The sequence below is a fragment of the Microbacterium phyllosphaerae genome (genome assembly GCF_017876435.1).
Classification (GTDB): domain Bacteria; phylum Actinomycetota; class Actinomycetes; order Actinomycetales; family Microbacteriaceae; genus Microbacterium; species Microbacterium phyllosphaerae.
On the sequence record NZ_JAGIOA010000001.1, the window covers coordinates 2,581,399 to 2,600,186 of the forward strand.

Consider the following 18,788-nt stretch of genomic DNA (forward strand, 5'->3'; position numbering starts at 1 on the left):
CCGAATTTGGAGATCCATGTCACGCTTTTCCCTCGTGCCCCGCGTCCGCTACCTGCTGGCGCGCGCCCGCCGCATCGACGTCGCCTCGGTGATCGAGAGGGCCAAGGAGTCATCCGCCCAGCACGGCAAGGCCGTACCTCTCGTCGTGGTCGACATGCTCTGGTCGGCTGGACGCCACAACGTCGGATTCCAGGACTACATCGACTACGACTTCGCGATCCTGACCAAAGCCGAGCGCGACACCTTCATGACGCACCCCGTGTCCAACGAGATCTCGCAGAAGTACGACCACCCCGACTACCGGCACCTCTTCCATGACAAGGCCGAGTTCGACGCACGCTTCGACGCCTTCCTCAAGCGCGAGTGGATGCTGATCACCGAGGGCAACGCCGACGAGCTGCGCGCGTTCACCGAGCGCCAGGGCACGATCGTCGTCAAGGAGACCCACGGCCAGGCCGGCACCGGAGTCCACCGCTACCACGCGGCCGATGTCACCGACTGGGATGCGTTCCACGCCGAACTGCTGGCGAAGAAGCAGGTGCTGGTCGAAGAGGTCATCCGCCAGCACGCCGACCTCGCCGCCGTCTGCCCCGGCACCGTGAACACCACCCGCATCACCGCCTTCTTCGACGGGGAGAAGACGCATATCCTCGCCATGGCCCAGAAGTTCGGCCGCGGCGCGGTGAGCGACCAGATGAGCTTCGGCGGTTTCTACACGATGCTCGACGAGAACGGTCACTCTGTGGGCTCGGGCTACGACTCCCACGGCCACGTGCACGTCACGCACCCCGACTCCGGCTTCCCGATCGCCGACTTCCAGCTGCCGATGATGGACGAGGTCCGCCAATTCGTCGACCAGGTCGCCCGCGTCGTGCCGCAGATCCAGTACGTCGGCTGGGACATCGTCGTGACGCCCGACGGCCCCGTGCTCGTCGAGGGCAACTGGGGTGCCGGCGTGTACGAGAACAAGCCCAGCGTCACCGGCATCCGCACCGGTCACAAGCCCCGCTACCAGGCCGCGATCGGGTTCTGACCCCGAAGCGCAGACGCAGAGAAGGCCCGGATGCTGAGCATCCGGGCCTTCTTCGGAGTTCTGAGCTCAGTGAGCGCCTCAGACCGCGCGGACGATGCCCATCGGTGTCGACTGCGTCGCCTGGCCGAGCGGGTTGTCTCCGAGGATCTGCACGAGACGACGCTCGCCGGCCTTGTCGAGAGTCGAGCCGAGGATGTTGCCGCCGATGTCGTTGATGTCGACCACCGCGACGTCGGCGTGTCCTCCGACCAGCTTCTGCAGACGGAGAGCGACCTCACGCGGATTCTTCGGTCCGAGCACGACCGCCTCGTTGTAGGGCGGGATCGTGTTCTTCGTGGGTCCGTCGATGGCACGCGCCTTGTCTCCCGCGATGCGGTAGAAGTCGCCACGTCGCCCGAAGGCCTTCGTGATCACCGAGACGCCCGCCGCGAACAGGATCCGCAGGGTGCCGCACTCGCGCAGCGCCATCTCCATCGTCTCGGGCATGCCGAGGCCGATGCCGTACGACGTGCGCACCACATAGCGCGAGAGGAAGCGCGCGAGCGGACGCGGCGTGATCTCGTCGAGACGGTAAGACCGCCCCTGCGTGATCGCGACGATCTTCTCGGTGACGAACAGCAGGTCACCCGGCTGCACGGCGTCCTTCGCGTACTCCGTGATCACCGAGTCGAGATCGTCGTTCGGCATGATGACGCGGGTGCGCAGCGGGATGCGCGCATAGCTCTTGCCGTCGACGCTCGCCTCGAGCGCCTTGCCCTCGTTCGCCTGCATCACTCGAGGTAGTCCCGCAGCGACTGCGAGCGGCTCGGGTGGCGCAGCTTCGCCATCGTCTTCGACTCGATCTGACGGATGCGCTCACGCGTCACGCCGAACGTGTCACCGATCTGGTCGAGCGTTTTGGGCTGGCCGTCGCCGAGTCCGAAGCGCATCCGGATCACACCGGCTTCACGCTCGGAGAGCGAGTCGAGCAGCTGCTCGAGCTGACGCTGCAGCATCGTGAAGCCGACCGCGTCCGCGGGGACCACGGCCTCGGTGTCCTCGATGAGGTCACCGAACTCGCTGTCGCCGTCCTCGCCGAGCGGCGTGTGGAGCGAGATCGGCTCGCGGCCGTACTTCTGGACCTCGACGACCTTCTCGGGCGTCATGTCCAGCTCGCGGCTGAGCTCTTCCGGGGTGGGCTCTCGGCCCAGGTCCTGCAGCATCTGGCGCTGCACGCGGGCCAGCTTGTTGATGACCTCGACCATGTGCACCGGGATGCGGATGGTACGGGCCTGGTCGGCCATCGCGCGGGTGATCGCCTGACGGATCCACCAGGTGGCGTAGGTCGAGAACTTGAAGCCCTTGGTGTAGTCGAACTTCTCGACGGCGCGGATCAGGCCGAGGTTGCCCTCCTGGATCAGGTCCAGGAACTGCATGCCGCGACCGGTGTAGCGCTTGGCCAGCGAGACGACGAGACGCAGGTTGGCGCCGAGCAGGTGGCTCTTCGCACGCTGTCCGTCACGAGCGACCCACTGAAGGTCGAGCCCGAGCTGACCCGCCTTCTCTGCGGCGGTCATCGTCGAGAGCTTCTCCTCGGCGAACAGACCGGCCTCGATGCGCATCGCGAGCTCGACCTCTTCGGCCGCGTTCAGCAGCGCGACCTTTCCGATCTGCTTCAGGTAGTCCTTGACCGGGTCGGCGGTCGCGCCGGTGATCTGCGTGGAGTAGACCGGCACATCCTCGTCGTCGTTCGACGAGATGACGATCGCGCCGGTGGGCAGGGGCTCGGTGAACTTGGGCTTGGAGTCCTCGTCGTCCTCGTCGGGCTCTGCGGCGGGAGGAGTCTCGTCGTCTTCGACGATGTCATCGGCCTTCTTCTTCTTCGCGGGCGCGCGCTTGGCAGCGGCCCGCTGCGCTGCGGTCTTGGGAACCGGCTTCTCAGCGGCCTCCTCGACCGGAGCGTCGACCTCGGGAGCGTCGGCGGTCTTCTTCGTCGTCCGGGTCTTCTTCGTCGTGGCAGGAGTCACGTTTCGCCTTTCACGGGGCCGCTCGCAGGCCCCGGAGCATTTCGGACACTAGTAAGACCCTTGTCAAGTCAGATCTCCGGAAAGATCGATTGACAACGGGTCAGAGTCCTAGTATCGCACACGTGTGGGCATGCAGATGCATTCCGCCGAAGTTCGCGCCCGGATGTCAACCCCGGCCGGGCTTGTCCTCGTCGCTGCTGGGGCGCGAGGCGAGATAGCGCTCGAGCTCGGCGGCCAGTTCATCGGCGCTCGGGAGGTCTCGTTCGTTGAAACCGCCCTCGTCGTACGAGCCGTCCTCGGGGTCGCGGCCGGCCATGTAGGCGTCGTAGCGGCGCTCGAGACCCTGCACCATCTGCTGCAGCTCGTCGTTTCCGAGCACCTGCTCGTCGACGCGGGTCAGGTAGTCCTGGCGGCGCTCCTGCACCTCATCGAGCAGGATCACCAGGCCCGTGGCGGCCATCAGTTTCTCGGCGGCCGCGATCACGGCCTCCGGATTCTCGGTCTCTGCGAGGTAGTGCGGCACGAGCAGGACGAAACCGACGACCCGGTCGCCGTGCTCGGCGAACCGGAACTCGAGCAGATGCCCTGCGGTCGCCGGCACCTGCGTGCGCGGACGCCACACGGAGTGCGCGACCGTGAGCTCGCGCCGGTTGCCGCTGACCGTCGTACCGATGGGACGGGTGTGCGGCACGGGCATCGCGATCGAGTGAACCCAGTTCAGACCCGAGACCTCGAACTCGTCGGCGAGCTCGAGCACGGTGCGGGCGAACTCGTTCCAGGCGAAGTCGGGCTCGTAGCCCGCGAGGAGCAGGAACTTCTGACCGAGGGCGTCGGTCGCGAGCGAGAGCTCCAGTCGAGCGGGACGGAACTCCGTGAGGTGGTCCTGATCGAACGAGATCACGGGGCGACGCGCGCGGTAGTCAAGGAGCACGTCGTTGTCGAAGACCGCGATCGGCTCGGGAGAGGTCGTCTCGCGGAGGTGCTCGATGAGCCCTGAGACAGCGTTGCCCGCGTCGGTGAAACCCGTCAGGAGCAGGACAAGGGGCAGCCCGCGCGGCACCGCCGGCGCGTTCGCTACACGTTCATGGATCTCTCCGGAGAAGGGCATGAGTCCATGCTACGAGCAGGTTCCGACGGGCGGGCGGCGACCGTCATGCTGAGAGCGAACAGCCGCTCCGCGTCTCCTCCGGCAGGCTTCCCTAGGATGGAGTCATGACGCTTCCCGCGCTCTCGCGCACCTCAGATCAGTTCCCCGGAAGCGCTGCAGACGCCGCAGTGCTCGTCATCGCCGACATCTCCGACTCCACAGAGTCGTTGTCCGGCCACCCGGGACTCGCCGACTCACTGAAGGGCATCGGCTTCACGGGCTCGCCGTCGGCGTTCACCCGCGTGTACGCCCCCGAGGTCACCGAGCTGCCCTTCGCCGTCGTCGGTGTCGGACGCACGCCCGATGCCGCAGCCGTGCGCAACGCGGTCGGCGCTGCGCTTCGCTCCCTCACCGGGTTCGAGAACGTCTCGCTCGGACTCGCTCCCGGGCTCGAGGAGTTCGCCTCCGCTGCCGCCGAAGGTTCGGTTCTCGGCGGCTACCGATTCGACAGCTACCGCCGCGAGCCCGGCAAGAGCCGCGCCACGTCGGTCGCGCTGCATGCGGATCTCGACGAGCAGGATCTCTCTCGCGCCGTCGCCGTCGGCGAGGCCGTCGCCCTCGTCAAGGACCTCGTCTTCGTCCCCGCCGAGTGGCAGAGCCCCGCCCAGCTGGCGCAGAGCGCCGCGGACAGCGTCGAAGGCCTCGACGTCACCGTCGAGATCCTCGATGAGGACGCGCTGGCCGAGCAGGGCTTCGGCGGGATCCTCGGCGTCGCCCAGGGCTCTGACCGCCCTCCTCGTCTCGTGCGCCTGGACTACGCACCCGAGAACGCCACCCGGCACATCGCGCTGGTCGGCAAGGGCATCACCTTCGACACCGGCGGGTTGTCGCTCAAGCCCGCGGCGTCGATGGTCGGCATGAAGTTCGACATGGCGGGGGCGGCCACCAGCGTCGCCGCGCTGCGGGCGATCGCCGCACTCGCCCTTCCCGTGCACGTCACCGCCTGGCTCTGCATCACCGACAACATGCCCTCGGGTCGCGCACTGCGCCCGGGTGACGTCATCCGGATCCTCGACGGCACGACCGTCGAGGTCCCGAACACGGATGCCGAGGGACGACTGGTCATGGCCGACGGGCTCGTCGCCGCCAGCCGTGAGAACCCGGACGTCATCATCGACGTCGCGACGCTCACCGGCGCGATCGTCATGGCGCTGGGCCACCGTCACACGGGCGTCTTCGGCGCCGATGACGCGGTCGCCGAGTTCCTGAGCGCTGCGCGGGCCGCAGACGAGCTCGCCTGGCACATGCCTCTGCCCGAGCACATGGAGGACTCGCTCGACTCCCCCATCGCCGACATGCAGAACGCGAACATGAGCGATCGCATGGGCGGTGCGTCGTACGCGGGTCTCTTCCTGCGACGCTTCGTCGGACGCGTCTCCGACGAGAAGGACGCCCCTCGCATCCCCTGGGTGCACCTCGACATCGCCGGATCCGGCGAGCACAACGGTGCGCCGTACGGCTTCACCGACAAGGGCCCCACGGGCGCGATGGTCCGATCGATCATCGCGTTCGCCGAAGCATCCCACACGGAGGCATGACCATGACCACGCACACCTTCGACATCGTCGTCCTGGGCGGCGGAAGCGGCGGATACGCCGCAGCACTGCGCGCGAGCGAGCTCGGCAAGTCCGTCGCGCTGATCGAGAAGGACAAGGTCGGCGGCACCTGCCTGCACCGGGGATGCATCCCCACCAAGGCACTGCTGCACGCGGCCGAGGTGGCCGAGCATGTGCGGGATGCGGCTCACGTGGGCATCTCCGCCACGCTCGCGAGCATCGATCCCGCCGGGGTCCGCGCCTACCGCGAGGGCATCGTGGCGAAGAAGTACAAGGGTCTCGAGGGGCTGGTGAAGGCCCGCGGCATCACGACGGTCGCCGGCGCCGGCCGCCTCAACGCGGACCGCTCTGTGAGCGTCGGCGACGACGTCTACGTCGGCACCGACGTCGTCCTCGCCACAGGCTCGTACAGCCGCACGCTGCCGGGTCTCGAGATCGGCGGCCGGATCCTCACGAGCGAGCAGGCGCTGGCGCTCGACGTCATCCCCGAGCGCGTGCTGATCCTCGGCGGCGGCGTCATCGGCGTCGAGTTCGCGAGCGTGTGGCGGTCGTTCGGGGCCGAGGTCACGATCATCGAAGCTCTTCCGCATCTCGTCCCGAACGAGGACATCGCGATGAGCAAGGGCCTCGAGCGCGCCTTCCGGCGCCGCGGCATCCAGTACTCGCTCGGGATCCGATTCCAGAGTGCGACGCAGGACGACGGATCGGTGACCGTCACGCTCGAGGACGGCAAGGAGTTCTCGGCCGACTACCTGCTCGTCGCAGTCGGCCGCGGGCCGGTGACAGCCGATCTCGGCTTCGAAGAGGCCGGCATCGCCCTCGACCGAGGATTCGTCACGGTCGATCAGGACCTGCGCACGGGCGTCCCCGGAGTGTGGGCCGTCGGCGACATCACCCCGGGTCTGCAGCTCGCGCATCGCGGCTTCCAGCAGGGAATCGCCGTCGCCGAGCGGATCGCCGGGCTCTCTCCCGCGAACATCCCCGACATCCAGATCCCGAAGGTCACGTACTCGAGCCCCGAGGTCGCGTCGGTCGGAGTGACCGAAGAGGCGGCCATCGCCGAGCACGGCGCGGACGCCGTCGTCGCCTACGAATACAACCTCGCGGGCAACGGCAAGAGCGAGATCATCGGAACGAGCGGCCTCGTCAAGGTCGTCCGACTGAAGGACGGGCCCGTCATCGGTGTCCATCTGCTCGGCGATCGCGTGGGCGAACTCATCACCGAAGGCCAGCTGGCCGTCGCGTGGGAGGCTCACCCCGAGGACATCGCGCCGCTGATCCACGCGCATCCCACGCAGAGCGAGGCACTCGGCGAAGCCTTCCTCGCGCTCGCCGGAAAGCCACTGCACGCCCTCTGAACACCAACCGGTGCACAGTTCACTAAGCTAGACACGCGTCATTTAACTTCTTGAAGGAGACTCAGTCATGAGCACATCCGTCGTCCTCCCCCCTCTCGGCGAGAGCGTCACAGAGGGTACGGTCACCCGCTGGCTCAAGCAGGTGGGAGACACCGTTCAGGCGGATGAGGGCCTGCTCGAGATCTCGACCGACAAGGTCGACACCGAGATCCCGTCGCCCGTCACCGGTGTGATCGAGGAGATCCTCGTCTCCGAAGACGAGACCGTCGAGGTCGGCGCGCTGCTCGCGCGCATCGGCGACGGCAGCAACTCCGCTCCCGCCGAGGATGCTCCTGCCGCAGCCGCTCCGGCCGCCGAGCAGGCACCCGAGCCCGCCGCGCCGCAGGCCGAGGCGCCCGCCGCACCGGCAGAGTCCGCGCCTGCAGAGGCAGCACCGGCCGCCGCACCGGCAGGCGACGCCACCGACATCGTGCTCCCCGAGCTCGGCGAGAGCGTCACCGAGGGCACCGTCACCCGCTGGCTGAAGCAGATCGGCGACACCGTCGAGGTCGACGAGGCACTGCTCGAGATCTCCACCGACAAGGTCGACACCGAGATCCCCTCGCCCGTCGCCGGCGTGCTGCAGGAGATCGTGGCCGCCGAAGACGAGACCGTCGCCGTCGGCGCCGTACTCGCACGCGTCGGCTCCGGTGCTGCACCCGCGGCTCCGGCAGAGGCTCCCGCTCCGGCAGCCGAGGCCCCGGCACCCGCTGCTGCTCCGGCCCCCGCTGCCGCACCGGCGCCCGCCGCCGCTCCGGCCCCCGCTGCCGCACCGGCACCGGCCGCTGCTCCGGCACCCGCTGCCGCACCTGCACCGGCTGCCGCTCCGGCACCCGTTGCCGCCCCGGCACCTGCCGAGTCGAAGCTGTCCCTCCCGACCGAGAGCGACAACCTGTACGTCACCCCGCTCGTGCGCCGTCTGGCCTCGCAGCAGGGCGTCGACCTGGCCGGCGTCACCGGCACCGGCGTCGGTGGACGCATCCGCAAGGAAGACGTCCTCAAGGCTGCCGAGAGCGCCGCATCCGCACCCGTTGCGACCGCAGCTCCCGCCGCACCGGCCCCGCTCGAGGTCTCGCCGCTGCGCGGAACCACGCAGCCGATGTCGCGTCTGCGCAAGGTCCTCGCCAAGCGCGCCGTCGAGTCGATGCAGCAGACCGCTCAGCTGACGACGGTTGTCGAGGTCGATGTCACCGCGCTCGCGGAGTACCGCGACAGCGTCAAGGGTTCGTTCCTCGAGAAGACCGGCGACAAGCTGTCGTTCCTGCCGTTCTTCGCACTCGCTGCCGCCGAGGCGCTGCGCGCCTTCCCGATCGTGAACGCCACGGTCGACGGTGAGAATATCGTCTACCCGGAGTCCGAGAACGTGTCGATCGCCGTCGACACCGAGCGCGGTCTGCTCACGCCCGTCCTGCGCGACGCCGCGTCGAAGAACATCGCCGAGATCGCTCACGAGATCGCCGATCTCGCTGCGCGTACCCGCGACAACAAGCTGAAGCCCGACGAGCTCGCCGGCGGCACGTTCACGCTGACCAACACCGGTTCGCGTGGCGCACTGTTCGACACCCCCGTCGTGTTCCTGCCGCAGTCCGCGATCCTCGGCACCGGCACCGTCGTCAAGCGCCCGGGCCTGGTGAAGGTCGGCGGAGCCGATGCGATCGCCGTGCGCTCGTACGTGTACCTCGCGCTGTCGTACGACCACCGCATCATCGACGGTGCCGACGCTGCCCGCTTCCTGGGCGCCGTCAAGGCCCGCCTCGAGTCGGCGCAGTTCGCCGCTCAGCTCGGAGCCTGACCTCAGCATCACTCTGGCTGGTCCGCGACGTCGTAGGCGTCGCGGACCAGCCATTTCTCATTCACCCGCGCGAGCACCATCATCTGCTCCTCCCCGCGCGATGACTCCGTGTCTCCCTCCGCAGCGGTCCACGTGACCCGGACGACCGCGACATCGCCGTACTGATCGACCGGTGAGAGCGTCGGCTCGGCCTCCGCGTGCGTCATCAACGCCTCGACGACTCCCGTCGATCCCCCCGCGACGGCCTCAGCACAGATCATGTCGCCAGCCTCTGCGCAACGCATCACCGACGACAGCGCACCACGAGCCGCCGCCAGCGGGTCGTCGGTACTCATGTGCTCGTCCGGCGACTCGGACGACGGTTGCGGCGACGGGGAGGATGACACCTCGACCTCGCCGACTGCGACCGTGGGCCCGGCCGACGGTGCGGCGCCGGCCGGGCTCGTCGTCGCGGACGGCCGATCGGTCGCCCCACCCGGCTCCTCCCCTGCGCCGCCCGGCCAGCTGAGCCCCACTCCGAGCACGACGACGGCCACTGCGACCGCGATGACGCCCATACGTCCTCGGCGTCCGCGCTTACCGCTCTCGTCACGCGGCGAAGCCGACTCGGAGACGTGGCCCGGTGTCGTTCGCTGCTCAGGGCGTTCCGGCCGCCGGTTCGCCCAGCCGCGCGCTGCCGCGTCGCGGAGCCGATCGTGCAGAGAGCCCCTCACCTCGCCCAGCCGACGCCCCAGCACCCGCACAGCGCGCCCGACTCCCGAGGAAGCCCGTCGCCCGCCGAAGCCCTCGGCACCCCCGATTCGCGCCGCGCGTCTCGTCTCCGCCGACATCGTCACGCGTCGAGCCACGTCGACGTCCCGCGCACGCTCCGGCACGTGTGCATCGCGACCGATCGGTCGCGGAGCAGCGATCGCGAACAGCTCGCTCTCCCAGCGATCGAGCAGCCGCTGCGGCATCCCCGGGCGGTCCACGTTCGTGCTCAACCCCTCTCTCACCTCGGTCAGCAGACGGCTCAGCGACCGGTCCACGCATTCCCGCTGCATCCGGCCGATGAGGCGAGCGGCTGCGGTGCGCGCGTCCTCACCCGCACCGATGACGAACATCGGGCGCCCGTCATCGGTCAGCCACCATTCGCCGGAGCCCGCCTGGTCGCCCGTGCGGGTGAGTTCGCCCAGTCCTCTCAGGATGCTGGCGACCATCGTGGTGGCCTCGCCCGGCGTCAGCGGCGTCGCGGCCACCGCACGTCTCCCGAGGAAGGCCGCGACGCGCTCACTGCACCACGGAAGGAGGACGTCGTGGCCGTCCGCTCGCCGAGCGATGTCGAGCGGGCCCGCGACGTGCTCGGCCCCCGCGTGCTCCCATCCCGCCCAGCCGGCGATCTGGGCCGCGTCGATCAGCACCGCGACCGATTCGCCGCGGCTCACCAACGCACCGGCGTAGGGTCCCTCGCCGGCATCGAGATGTCTGATCACCCGGTGGGCGCCCGGCACGAGCCCCGTCGTGCGCCCTCGCGCGTCTGCAACTGCCATTCGCCCATGTCACCGGATCGCCGCGCGCTGCAGCCGACATCGTGGCCCCTGTGGACGGATCTCGGCCGATTCCGTGACCGTGCAGGACGGCTGCTCGGCGTGATGAATCCGCCTGACGCGAACGACGACGTGAGCGCATCCGGGAATCGGTATTCTTATGGACATGGCAAACCGTTCGTCCGCGCCCGAGAAGCGTCCGGGGTTCTTCTCCCAGATCAAGTCCCTCTTCAAGTTCACGAGGGAGATCTACCCCTGGCTGCCCTGGGCGCAGATCGCGCTGCTGGTCGTCGGCGTCCTCCTCGGACTCATCGTCGGCTACCTGATCCCTCCGTTCCAGGTGTGGACCCTCATCCTCTGGGGCATCTCCGGTCTGATGCTCGGCGTGCTGGGAGCGATGTTCCTGATGACGCGCCTGTCGACATCGGCGATGTACCAGAAGATCGACGGGATGCCCGGCGCCACCGGCCACGTGATCAGCACGAGCCTCGGTCGCAACTGGCAGGGTTCTGAGACACCGGTGGGCATCAACCCGAAGACGCAGGATGCCGTCTACCGCACCGTCGGCCGCGGTGGCGTCGTGGTCGTCGGAGAGGGCTCGCGCGGACGCCTGACTCGCCTGGTCAACGACGAGCGCAGCAAGGCCGCCCGCGTCGCGCACGGCGTCCCCGTGACCGTGATCTACGTCGGGCACGGCGACGACGACGTGGCGATCGCCGACCTCGCCAAGACCATCAAGAAGCTTCCCAAGGTGATCGACAAGGCCACGATGGGTGCCGTCATCCGACGCATCGAGTCCGTGTCGCAGTCGATCTCGTCGCTGCCGATCCCCAAGGGGATCGACCCGACCAAGGTCCGCGCGCAGCGTCCGCGCTGACCCGCACACGCACCCGCAGACGCAAGAAGCGCGGCCGCACCTCGAATGAGGAGCGGCCGCGCTTTCTCGTTCACTCCGAGAGCGGCTGGCGCGGAAGTCTGCGCACCTTGGCGCGGCGACGGCGACGCTCGGGAACCATGGAGCGCATCTCGTCGAGCTTGCCGAAGCAGAACAGGCGGTCATCCGCCTCGAGCACGACATGCTTGCGGGGGTTCGGGATGACCGAGACGCCGCGATGCAGTGTCAGCACCGTGATGTCACGCTCCCACAGCCCCGCCTCGCCGAGAGTCTTGCCGACGAGGTCGACGGCCCCGTGCACCATCAGCTCCGCGACGCCGTAGCCCGTCGAGACGGTGAGGCGCTGGCGCACGTCGATCTCGGGGAAGGCGACCTGACCGGCGATGTAGTCGATGATGGCTCCTGCCACATCGAGCTTCGTCGCGGTCTCGATCCCCTGCAGCCCGGGTGAGGAGTTGACCTCCATGACGAGCGGCCCGTCGTCTCCCTCGAGCATGTCGACACCCGCGACGCGGAGTCCCATGATCTGGGCGGAGCGCACCGCTGCGCGCTCGTAGATCGGATCGAGCTCGACGGCCTCGACGGATCCACCGCGGTGCACGTTCGAGCGGAACTCGTCTCCCGCGGCCGACCGGCGCATCGCCGCGACCACTCGGTCCCCCACGACGAGCGCGCGGATGTCGCGGCCGCGGCTCTCCGAGATGAACTTCTGGATCAGCACGTTCTGCTTGGTCGAGTGGAGGGTCTCGATGATCGCCTCGGCCACCTTGACCTGCGGCGCGAGGATCACACCGATGCCCTGGGTGCCCTCGAGCAGTTTGATCACCACGGGAGCACCGCCGACGCGCTCGATCGCCGGTCGGACGTCCGCACGGTTGCGCACGAAGGCCGTGGGAGGCATCGCGATGTTGTGCCTGGACAGGATCTGATTCGCGCGGAGTTTGTCACGCGCGCTCGAGATGCCGTTGGCGGTGTTCGGTGTGTAGACGTCCATCTGCTCGAATTGCCGCACCACCGCGGTGCCGAAATACGTGATCGAGTTGCCGATGCGCGGCAGGATCGCGTCGTAGTCGCTCAGCTGCCGGCCCCGATAGTGCAGGTCGGGTTCATCCGCGGTGAGATCGATCGCGAAGCGCAGCGTGTTCAGCACCTTGACGGTGTGACCACGCTGGAGCGCGGCCGCACGCAGTCGTTGGGTGGAGTACGCCTGCGGCGCACGGGAGAGCACTGCGATCTTCACGGGGGATTTCCTGCCAGGATGGTCGGGTGAATAAGTCATCCCATTCAAACACTCTTATCGGGTGGCGAGAATGGGTGAGCCTGCCCGATCTCGGCGTCGATTGGCTCAAAGCCAAGATCGACACCGGCGCACGTACCTCTTCGCTCCACGCATTCGAGATCCAGGAGTTCGAGCGAGACGGCGTGTCGTGGGTGCGCTTCCGGGTGAAGCCCTGGCAGGACAGCCAGGAGGACGCCGTGGTCGTCGAATCTCCCGTGCACGATCGCCGTGCGATCCGCAGCTCGTCCGGACACGCGCAGGAACGACTCGTGGTCGAGATGCTCATCCGGCTGCACGACCGCGAGGTGCTCGCGGAGGTGACCTTGAGCAATCGCGACGAGATGGGTTTCCGGATGCTCATCGGCCGCGAAGCCCTGCGCCAGGGCTACATGGTGGATCCGGCACGATCGTTCCTCGGCGGACGCGCACCGCGAGAGGCCAGACGCCGCAACCGCGGCAAGGAGTGAGTCCGCTCAGGCGCGGATGAGCACGAGGTCGGTCGCCTTGTCGTGCAGACCCCGCTGGTCGGCGTCCCAGATCACGGCGGGGATCACCACCACCAGAAGAAGTGTGCGCACGATCGGACGCCACAGCCCGACCCAGCCGCCGCCGAGGCGGACGATCCGCATGCCGAGGATGCGGTGCCCCGGGCTTCCCCCGGCAGTGGGGATGAACAGGATCTGCAGGACGGCGAACACCGCCATGGGGGCGAACTGCGTGAGTCCCGCCTCGCTGGGGAGCGCGAACTGGTCGTAACCGAGAAAGCCGGTCGCGATGATCGTCGCCGCGAGGTAATCGATCAGCAGCGCACCGATCCGCCGGCCGGGGCGGGCGATGCTGCCGGTTCCTGTCTGCGGCATTCCGAGTCGCTCACCCGGGTACGTGTTCACTGCGTCCGTCACGTCTCAAGCCTACCGGCGCGTAACATGCCGGAAACAAAGTCGATACCGTGGGGTAACGCCCCGCACGTACTGTGCACAATGGCCGTGAAGCCATCGATCCGCAATCCAGGAGTCGTACATGTTCAAAGATTCGTCCGAGGTGCTCACCTACATCAAGGAGAACGACGTCAAGTTCCTTGACATCCGATTCACTGATCTCCCTGGTGTCCAGCAGCACTTCAACATTCCTGCTTCCACCGTCGATGAGGACTTCTTCGTCAACGGCCAGCTGTTCGACGGCTCCTCGATCCGCGGATTCGCCAGCATCCACGAGTCCGACATGCAGCTCATCCCGGACGTGACCACGGCCTACGTCGACCCCTTCCGTGAGGCGAGCACCCTCGTCATGGTGTTCGACATCTACAACCCGCGCACGGGTGAGATCTACTCGAAGGACCCGCGTCAGGTCGCCAAGAAGGCCGAGAAGTACCTCGCCTCCACCGGCATCGCCGACACCGCGGTCTTCGCCCCCGAGGCCGAGTTCTACATCTTCGACGACGTGCGCTACTCGGTGACCGCCGGCGAGAGCTTCTACAAGGTCGACTCCGAAGAGGCCGCGTGGAACACCGGTCGTGAGGAAGAAGGCGGAAACCTCGCCAACAAGACCCCGTACAAGGGCGGATACTTCCCCGTCAGCCCGGTCGACAAGACCGCTGACCTGCGCGACGACATCACCCTGAAGCTGATCGACGCCGGATTCATCCTCGAGCGCTCGCACCACGAGGTCGGCACCGCCGGCCAGCAGGAGATCAACTACCGCTTCGACACCATGGTGCACTCGGCGGACGACATCCTGAAGTTCAAGTACATCGTCAAGAACACCGCCGAAGAGTGGGGCAAGGTCGCCACCTTCATGCCGAAGCCGCTCTACGGCGACAACGGTTCGGGCATGCACACGCACCAGTCGCTGTGGAACGACGGAAAGCCGCTGTTCTACGACGAGGCCGGCTACGGCCAGCTCAGCGACATCGCTCGCTGGTACATCGGCGGCCTGCTCGCGCACGCTCCCGCGGTGCTCGCGTTCACGAACCCGACCCTGAACAGCTACCACCGTCTGGTCAAGGGCTTCGAGGCTCCGGTCAACCTGGTCTACTCGGCCGGCAACCGCTCGGCTGCGATCCGCATCCCGATCACGGGCTCCAACCCGAAGGCCAAGCGCATCGAGTTCCGCGCACCGGATGCCTCGGGCAACCCGTACCTCGCGTTCGCCGCGCAGCTCATGGCCGGCCTCGACGGCATCAAGAACCGCATCGAGCCGCACGAGCCCGTCGACAAGGACCTCTACGAGCTTCCCCCTGAGGAGGCGAAGAACATCCCGCAGGTTCCGAACTCCCTGCTGGACTCGCTCGAGGCCCTGAAGGCCGACCACCAGTTCCTCCTCGAGGGCGGCGTGTTCACCGAGGAGCTCATCGAGACCTGGATCTCGTACAAGTACGAGAACGAGATCCTGCCGATGGCTCAGCGCCCGCACCCGTTCGAGTACGAGCTGTACTTCGGCGTCTAAGCACACCGACCAGGCTTCGGCCCCTCCGCGCTTCGATCATCGAGCGCGCGGAGGGGCCTTCGTCTGTTTCGAATCGCGCGCGCGGATCTCCAGGCCTTGACATCCATGGACCCGCGGGTCGACCATTGCTCATCACACTGGGGGTGATCTCGATGGACGACGCCGCCGCCCTGGCGCAGAGCAGACAGGGCCATGTGCTGGCGCTCGTCGCGGTCGGCGCCGGCATCGCCGCCACGCTCCTGTGCTCGCTCCTCGGGATTGGCAGTGACATCACCGGGGTGATCGTCAGCGCCACCGCAGGGATCCCCGCGGTCATCGGCTTGGTCGGCACTCGTGCACGTCGGGACAGGAGCGCTGATCTTCGGCGCTTGCAGCACGGCGAACTTCGTCGTCCCGTTTCCTCGGTGGTGTTGCTCCTCGCCGTCTCGATACTCGCCGTGGACTCGGCCCTCGGCGTGCTCATCGTCGCGATCGTTCCGCCGGATGCACCTGCGGGGGTGGGGTGGCTCGTCGTCCTGGCCATCTTCGTCGCATCGTTCCTGATGGCGACCTACGCGAGCCACTATCTCGGCCCGCGACCCTATGCGATGGCCAGCGTCGCGGTTCTCGGCATGGTCGCCGCGAGAGTCGTCATCCTGGTCGTGACCCTGAGCTCGATCGGCGCACCGGACGCGATCCCCTTCTACCTCGAAGGGCTGGTGCTGCACGTGTTCACCCTCGGCGCCGTGCTGCTGGGGGTCTTCGTCGGACGCCGGCGCCACACCCGTTTCGTCGCAGAGAAAGCAGCGCGGCTCGAGTCCGAGATCCGCCTCGACGCACCATCGGATGCCCGCACGCAGGAGCCGCCGCGAGCTCGTACACGGATTCCGAGGAGCCGTCTGCGTTCCGCCTCTCTCGGCGCACCGCTCAGGCGTCGGCGTCGTGGTCGAAATGAGAGCGGCTGACGGTGTTCCGGCCGAGGGCGATCTGACGGTGCCCTCGTCCGGCGTCTTCACCGAGACAGATCCAACACCCACTCGTTCATCGTCAGATCGGCGCCGCGGAACTCCTCGGTGAAAGTGCCTGCCAGCTCGAAACCGCTTCGTCTGCAGACGCCGTTGGACCCCGGGTTCGTGATCGAGGGGAACGCGACGAGGAATCGTCGATCGTTGCGGTGCTCCCGAGCGTCGTCGATCAGGAGCCCGAGGGCGCGTGAGGCGACGCCCCTCCCCTGGGCCTCCGGCACGACGAACCAGCCGGTCTCGAAAGCGGGCTCGCCACGCCAGTCCGCACGCCAGTAGCCGATCGACCCGAGCGCTCGCTGCGCGGAGTCCTGGATGACGAACATCCTGGCCTCACCCGTGCGCCACAGGCGGAGGTACCGCTCGTTGCGCTCGATGAGCTGCTGCTCGGTCTCGACCCCGTTCAGGTGCTCTGTCATCTCCGGTGTGTTCGCGATGCGGAGCAGATCGCGGTCGCCGTCGGACCACGGTCTGAGCGTGAGAGTCTCCATCTCCGCACGATCTCACAGACCTCGGACATCCCACACCCGGCTCTTACGCCCGACCGTGCCCGTGTCGCGCTTGCTTCGAAGGGCTCCGGGTGGTGCACTGAGAGGTCGGGATCAACAGAGGGGACGACGCCATGCGCCGGAAGACCGAGAAGCAGCAGCTGAGGCATACGACCGAGACTCCCCCGGCACAGCCCAAGACCGCTGCCGCAGCCATCGCCCGCATCAACCCGTTCATGTACGGTCTGCTGGGCGCGCTCGGCGTGCTCGTCGCCCTGATGCTCGGCGGCATCGTCAATCAGCTCGCGACCGTGCTGGTCTACATCGGGGTGGCGATCTTCCTCGCCCTCGGCCTGGATCCGATCGTCTCGTTCCTCGATCGCAGGCTGCCGCGGCCTGCGGCCGTCGCCATCGTCGTGGCCGGGGTCGTGCTCGCGTTCGCGGGCATCATCCTCGCGATCGTCCCGATCCTCGTGGAGCAGGTCGCGAACCTGATCGAGAACGGCCCGCAGATGGTCAAGGACATCATGGCGTCCGGGTGGTTCAAAGACCTCAACGCGCAGTTCGGCTCGACGTTCGAGGATGCCGCGAACGGCGTCCTGTCGTTCCTCCAGGACCCCGGCAACCTCGCCGACATCGGCGGCGGAGTCTTCGCTGTCGGCGCCGGGATCGCCGGAGGATTCACCGGCGTCACGATCGTGCTGATCCTCACCCTGTACTTCATGGCATCCCTGCGGAGCATGAAGGGCGTGGCCGCACGCTTCGTCCCCGCGTACCAGCGCGACACGTTCAGCGGTCTGCTCGACGACGTCTCGGGTGCCGTCGGACGCTACGTGATCGGTCAGGCCAGCCTCGCGCTGGTCAACGGCATCCTCAGCCTCATCGTGCTGAGCATCATCGGCGCACCGGTTCCGGCGCTGCTCGCCCTCATCGCCTTCATCGGATCGATGATCCCGCTCGTCGGCACCCTGAGCGCCTCGATCATCAACTCGCTGATCTGCCTGATCGTCAGCCCCGTCACCGCGCTGATCGCGTTCATCTACTACCTCGTGTACATGCAGATCGAGGCATACATCCTGTCGCCGCGGATCATGAACAAGGCGGTCGCTGTACCGGGCGCCCTCGTGGTGATCGCAGCGGTCGCCGGCGGCGCGCTCGGCGGAATCCTCGGCGCGCTGGTCGCGATCCCCGTCGCCGCCAGCATCATCATCATCGTGCAGAAGGTCGTCTTCCCCACTCAGGACAGCAAGGTCGTGCCGCCGGGGACCCTCAGCGAACGGTGAGAGCCGCGGGCTGGACCCGCACGGAGAACTTCGAGACCTCGCCGACCTCTTCGCCGTCGATCTCGAACGCCAGGGGCGACGATAGTTCGATCGTCGCCTTCTCGGCCGAGATGTGGCGCGTGGAGTCGGTGCTGACCGCCTCGTCGACGCCACCGAGGATGCGCCGGATGCCGTTCTCCCACACGAACGAGCGCACGGTGTCGAGCCACTGGAGCGGCCCGTCGGCACTCACCAGCAGGATGTCGAGGAGGCCGTCGTCGAGGACGGCGTCGGGAAGCAGGCGGATGCCGCCCTGCACCATGCCGCAGTTGCCGATCAGCATGGTGTGCCCGCGCAGCTCCTGCGCATCGCCATCGTCGAGGGTCACCGTGATGTCGGTCATCTCCGTGCCGGCGAGGGCGCGGCCCATGGCCTCGACGTACGCGAGCCAGCCGGCCTTGTCCTTGAGGTCGTCATCCGTCTCGACGAGCATCTGCGCGTCGATGCCGAAGCCCACCATCACGACGAACCCGTGCTCGGTGCCGTCGAGCTCGACCCAACCGATGTCGATCTTCTTCGGCTCGCCGTCACGGACGCGCTTCAGCGCCGCAGGGATGTTGTTGAGGGGGATCTCGAGGTTACGGGCCAAGAGGTTGCCTGTTCCCTGCGGAACGATGCCCAGCGCCGTCTCGGTGCCCGCGAGCGCCTCTGCGACCGCTCGCACGGTGCCGTCGCCGCCGACCGCGACCACGACGTCACAACCCGCCTCGACCGCGAGCGTCGCCATTCCGCGACCGGGATCGTCGACGCTGGTCTCCCACCACTCCACCTCGGAATCGGCGAAGGTGTCGGACACGGCGGCGCGCAGCTTGTCCTCATCGATTTTGGAGGGGTTCCAGATCACACCGAGCTTCGAGATCGTCATGGGCTCAGCCTGTGGGAACCGCCCCCAAAAGGCAAA

At 67.7% G+C, this 18,788-nt stretch carries 17 protein-coding genes; 9 read left to right on the forward strand and 8 right to left on the reverse strand.

Features of this window, described 5'->3' with window-relative positions; genetic code table 11:
• Positions 1-16: 16 nt before the first annotated feature.
• On the forward strand, positions 17-1,033 hold the full coding sequence (locus JOF42_RS12080) for a sugar-transfer associated ATP-grasp domain-containing protein (RefSeq protein ID WP_210098071.1): 1,017 nt from the start codon (positions 17-19) through the stop codon (positions 1,031-1,033).
• Positions 1,034-1,111: 78 nt separating this feature from the next.
• Here the strand turns inward: JOF42_RS12080 and JOF42_RS12085 are convergent, their stop codons facing one another.
• From JOF42_RS12085 to JOF42_RS12095, 3 genes are all read right to left on the reverse strand, one after another.
• Positions 1,112-1,804, reverse strand: coding sequence for a coenzyme F420-0:L-glutamate ligase (locus JOF42_RS12085; RefSeq protein WP_210098072.1), 693 nt, complete (start codon positions 1,802-1,804; stop codon positions 1,112-1,114).
• Positions 1,804-3,039 carry an RNA polymerase sigma factor gene (locus JOF42_RS12090; RefSeq protein WP_056517175.1) on the reverse strand — a complete coding sequence of 412 codons (1,236 nt, stop codon included), beginning with the start codon at positions 3,037-3,039 and terminating at the stop codon, positions 1,804-1,806. The genes JOF42_RS12085 and JOF42_RS12090 overlap by 1 nt, the downstream gene beginning before the upstream one ends.
• Positions 3,040-3,205: 166 nt before the next feature.
• Positions 3,206-4,147: a proteasome assembly chaperone family protein gene (locus JOF42_RS12095; protein WP_210098073.1), complete on the reverse strand. Its 942-nt coding sequence runs from the start codon at positions 4,145-4,147 to the stop codon at positions 3,206-3,208.
• 104 nt (positions 4,148-4,251) lie between these two features.
• Between JOF42_RS12095 and JOF42_RS12100 the strand changes: the two genes are divergently transcribed.
• The 3 genes from JOF42_RS12100 to sucB all read left to right on the forward strand — a co-directional run bounded on the left by JOF42_RS12100 (position 4,252) and on the right by sucB (position 8,931).
• Positions 4,252-5,724, forward strand: coding sequence for a leucyl aminopeptidase (locus JOF42_RS12100; protein ID WP_210098074.1), 1,473 nt, complete (start codon positions 4,252-4,254; stop codon positions 5,722-5,724).
• A 2-nt stretch (positions 5,725-5,726) separates the two neighbouring features.
• Complete coding sequence (gene lpdA / locus JOF42_RS12105) at positions 5,727-7,100, forward strand: dihydrolipoyl dehydrogenase (protein ID WP_210098075.1); 1,374 nt, start codon at positions 5,727-5,729, stop codon at positions 7,098-7,100.
• A gap of 67 nt (positions 7,101-7,167) precedes the next feature.
• Positions 7,168-8,931, forward strand: a complete 1,764-nt coding sequence (gene sucB, locus JOF42_RS12110) for a 2-oxoglutarate dehydrogenase, E2 component, dihydrolipoamide succinyltransferase (RefSeq protein WP_210098076.1) — start codon at positions 7,168-7,170, stop codon at positions 8,929-8,931.
• An 8-nt stretch (positions 8,932-8,939) separates the two neighbouring features.
• Here the strand turns inward: sucB and JOF42_RS12115 are convergent, their stop codons facing one another.
• Positions 8,940-10,460: a hypothetical protein gene (locus JOF42_RS12115; RefSeq protein ID WP_210099271.1), complete on the reverse strand. Its 1,521-nt coding sequence runs from the start codon at positions 10,458-10,460 to the stop codon at positions 8,940-8,942.
• A 163-nt stretch (positions 10,461-10,623) separates the two neighbouring features.
• Here JOF42_RS12115 and JOF42_RS12120 point away from each other — a divergent pair, with 163 nt between their 5' ends.
• Complete coding sequence (locus JOF42_RS12120) at positions 10,624-11,334, forward strand: DUF4191 family protein (RefSeq protein WP_210098077.1); 711 nt, start codon at positions 10,624-10,626, stop codon at positions 11,332-11,334.
• A gap of 70 nt (positions 11,335-11,404) precedes the next feature.
• Here the strand turns inward: JOF42_RS12120 and JOF42_RS12125 are convergent, their stop codons facing one another.
• The gene (locus tag JOF42_RS12125; protein ID WP_056307480.1) at positions 11,405-12,592 is read right to left on the reverse strand and encodes a RimK family alpha-L-glutamate ligase; all 1,188 of its coding nucleotides are present in this window, start codon (positions 12,590-12,592) and stop codon (positions 11,405-11,407) included.
• Positions 12,593-12,618: 26 nt separating this feature from the next.
• Between JOF42_RS12125 and JOF42_RS12130 the strand changes: the two genes are divergently transcribed.
• Entirely contained in the window at positions 12,619-13,098 is a 480-nt protein-coding gene (locus tag JOF42_RS12130; RefSeq protein WP_210098078.1) for an ATP-dependent zinc protease family protein, read from the forward strand.
• Between the two features lie 6 nt (positions 13,099-13,104).
• Here JOF42_RS12130 and JOF42_RS12135 read toward each other — a convergent pair whose 3' ends face one another.
• Positions 13,105-13,491 carry an RDD family protein gene (locus JOF42_RS12135; RefSeq protein WP_210099192.1) on the reverse strand — a complete coding sequence of 129 codons (387 nt, stop codon included), beginning with the start codon at positions 13,489-13,491 and terminating at the stop codon, positions 13,105-13,107.
• Positions 13,492-13,651: 160 nt separating this feature from the next.
• On the opposite strand from JOF42_RS12135, the gene glnA reads away from it, so the two are divergent.
• Together glnA and JOF42_RS12145 are read left to right on the forward strand one after the other, a co-directional pair.
• Positions 13,652-15,076, forward strand: a complete 1,425-nt coding sequence (gene glnA, locus JOF42_RS12140; protein ID WP_140037208.1) for a type I glutamate--ammonia ligase — start codon at positions 13,652-13,654, stop codon at positions 15,074-15,076.
• A gap of 125 nt (positions 15,077-15,201) precedes the next feature.
• Complete coding sequence (locus tag JOF42_RS12145; protein ID WP_210098079.1) at positions 15,202-16,020, forward strand: hypothetical protein; 819 nt, start codon at positions 15,202-15,204, stop codon at positions 16,018-16,020.
• A gap of 47 nt (positions 16,021-16,067) precedes the next feature.
• Here the strand turns inward: JOF42_RS12145 and JOF42_RS12150 are convergent, their stop codons facing one another.
• Positions 16,068-16,568, reverse strand: a complete 501-nt coding sequence (locus JOF42_RS12150) for a GNAT family N-acetyltransferase (RefSeq protein ID WP_210098080.1) — start codon at positions 16,566-16,568, stop codon at positions 16,068-16,070.
• A 131-nt stretch (positions 16,569-16,699) separates the two neighbouring features.
• Between JOF42_RS12150 and JOF42_RS12155 the strand changes: the two genes are divergently transcribed.
• Entirely contained in the window at positions 16,700-17,848 is a 1,149-nt protein-coding gene (locus tag JOF42_RS12155) for an AI-2E family transporter (RefSeq protein ID WP_210098081.1), read from the forward strand.
• Here the strand turns inward: JOF42_RS12155 and JOF42_RS12160 are convergent.
• Positions 17,835-18,752 carry a diacylglycerol/lipid kinase family protein gene (locus tag JOF42_RS12160; protein ID WP_210098082.1) on the reverse strand — a complete coding sequence of 306 codons (918 nt, stop codon included), beginning with the start codon at positions 18,750-18,752 and terminating at the stop codon, positions 17,835-17,837. The two genes, JOF42_RS12155 and JOF42_RS12160, sit on opposite strands and share 14 nt — an antisense overlap.
• Positions 18,753-18,788: the final 36 nt, after the last annotated feature.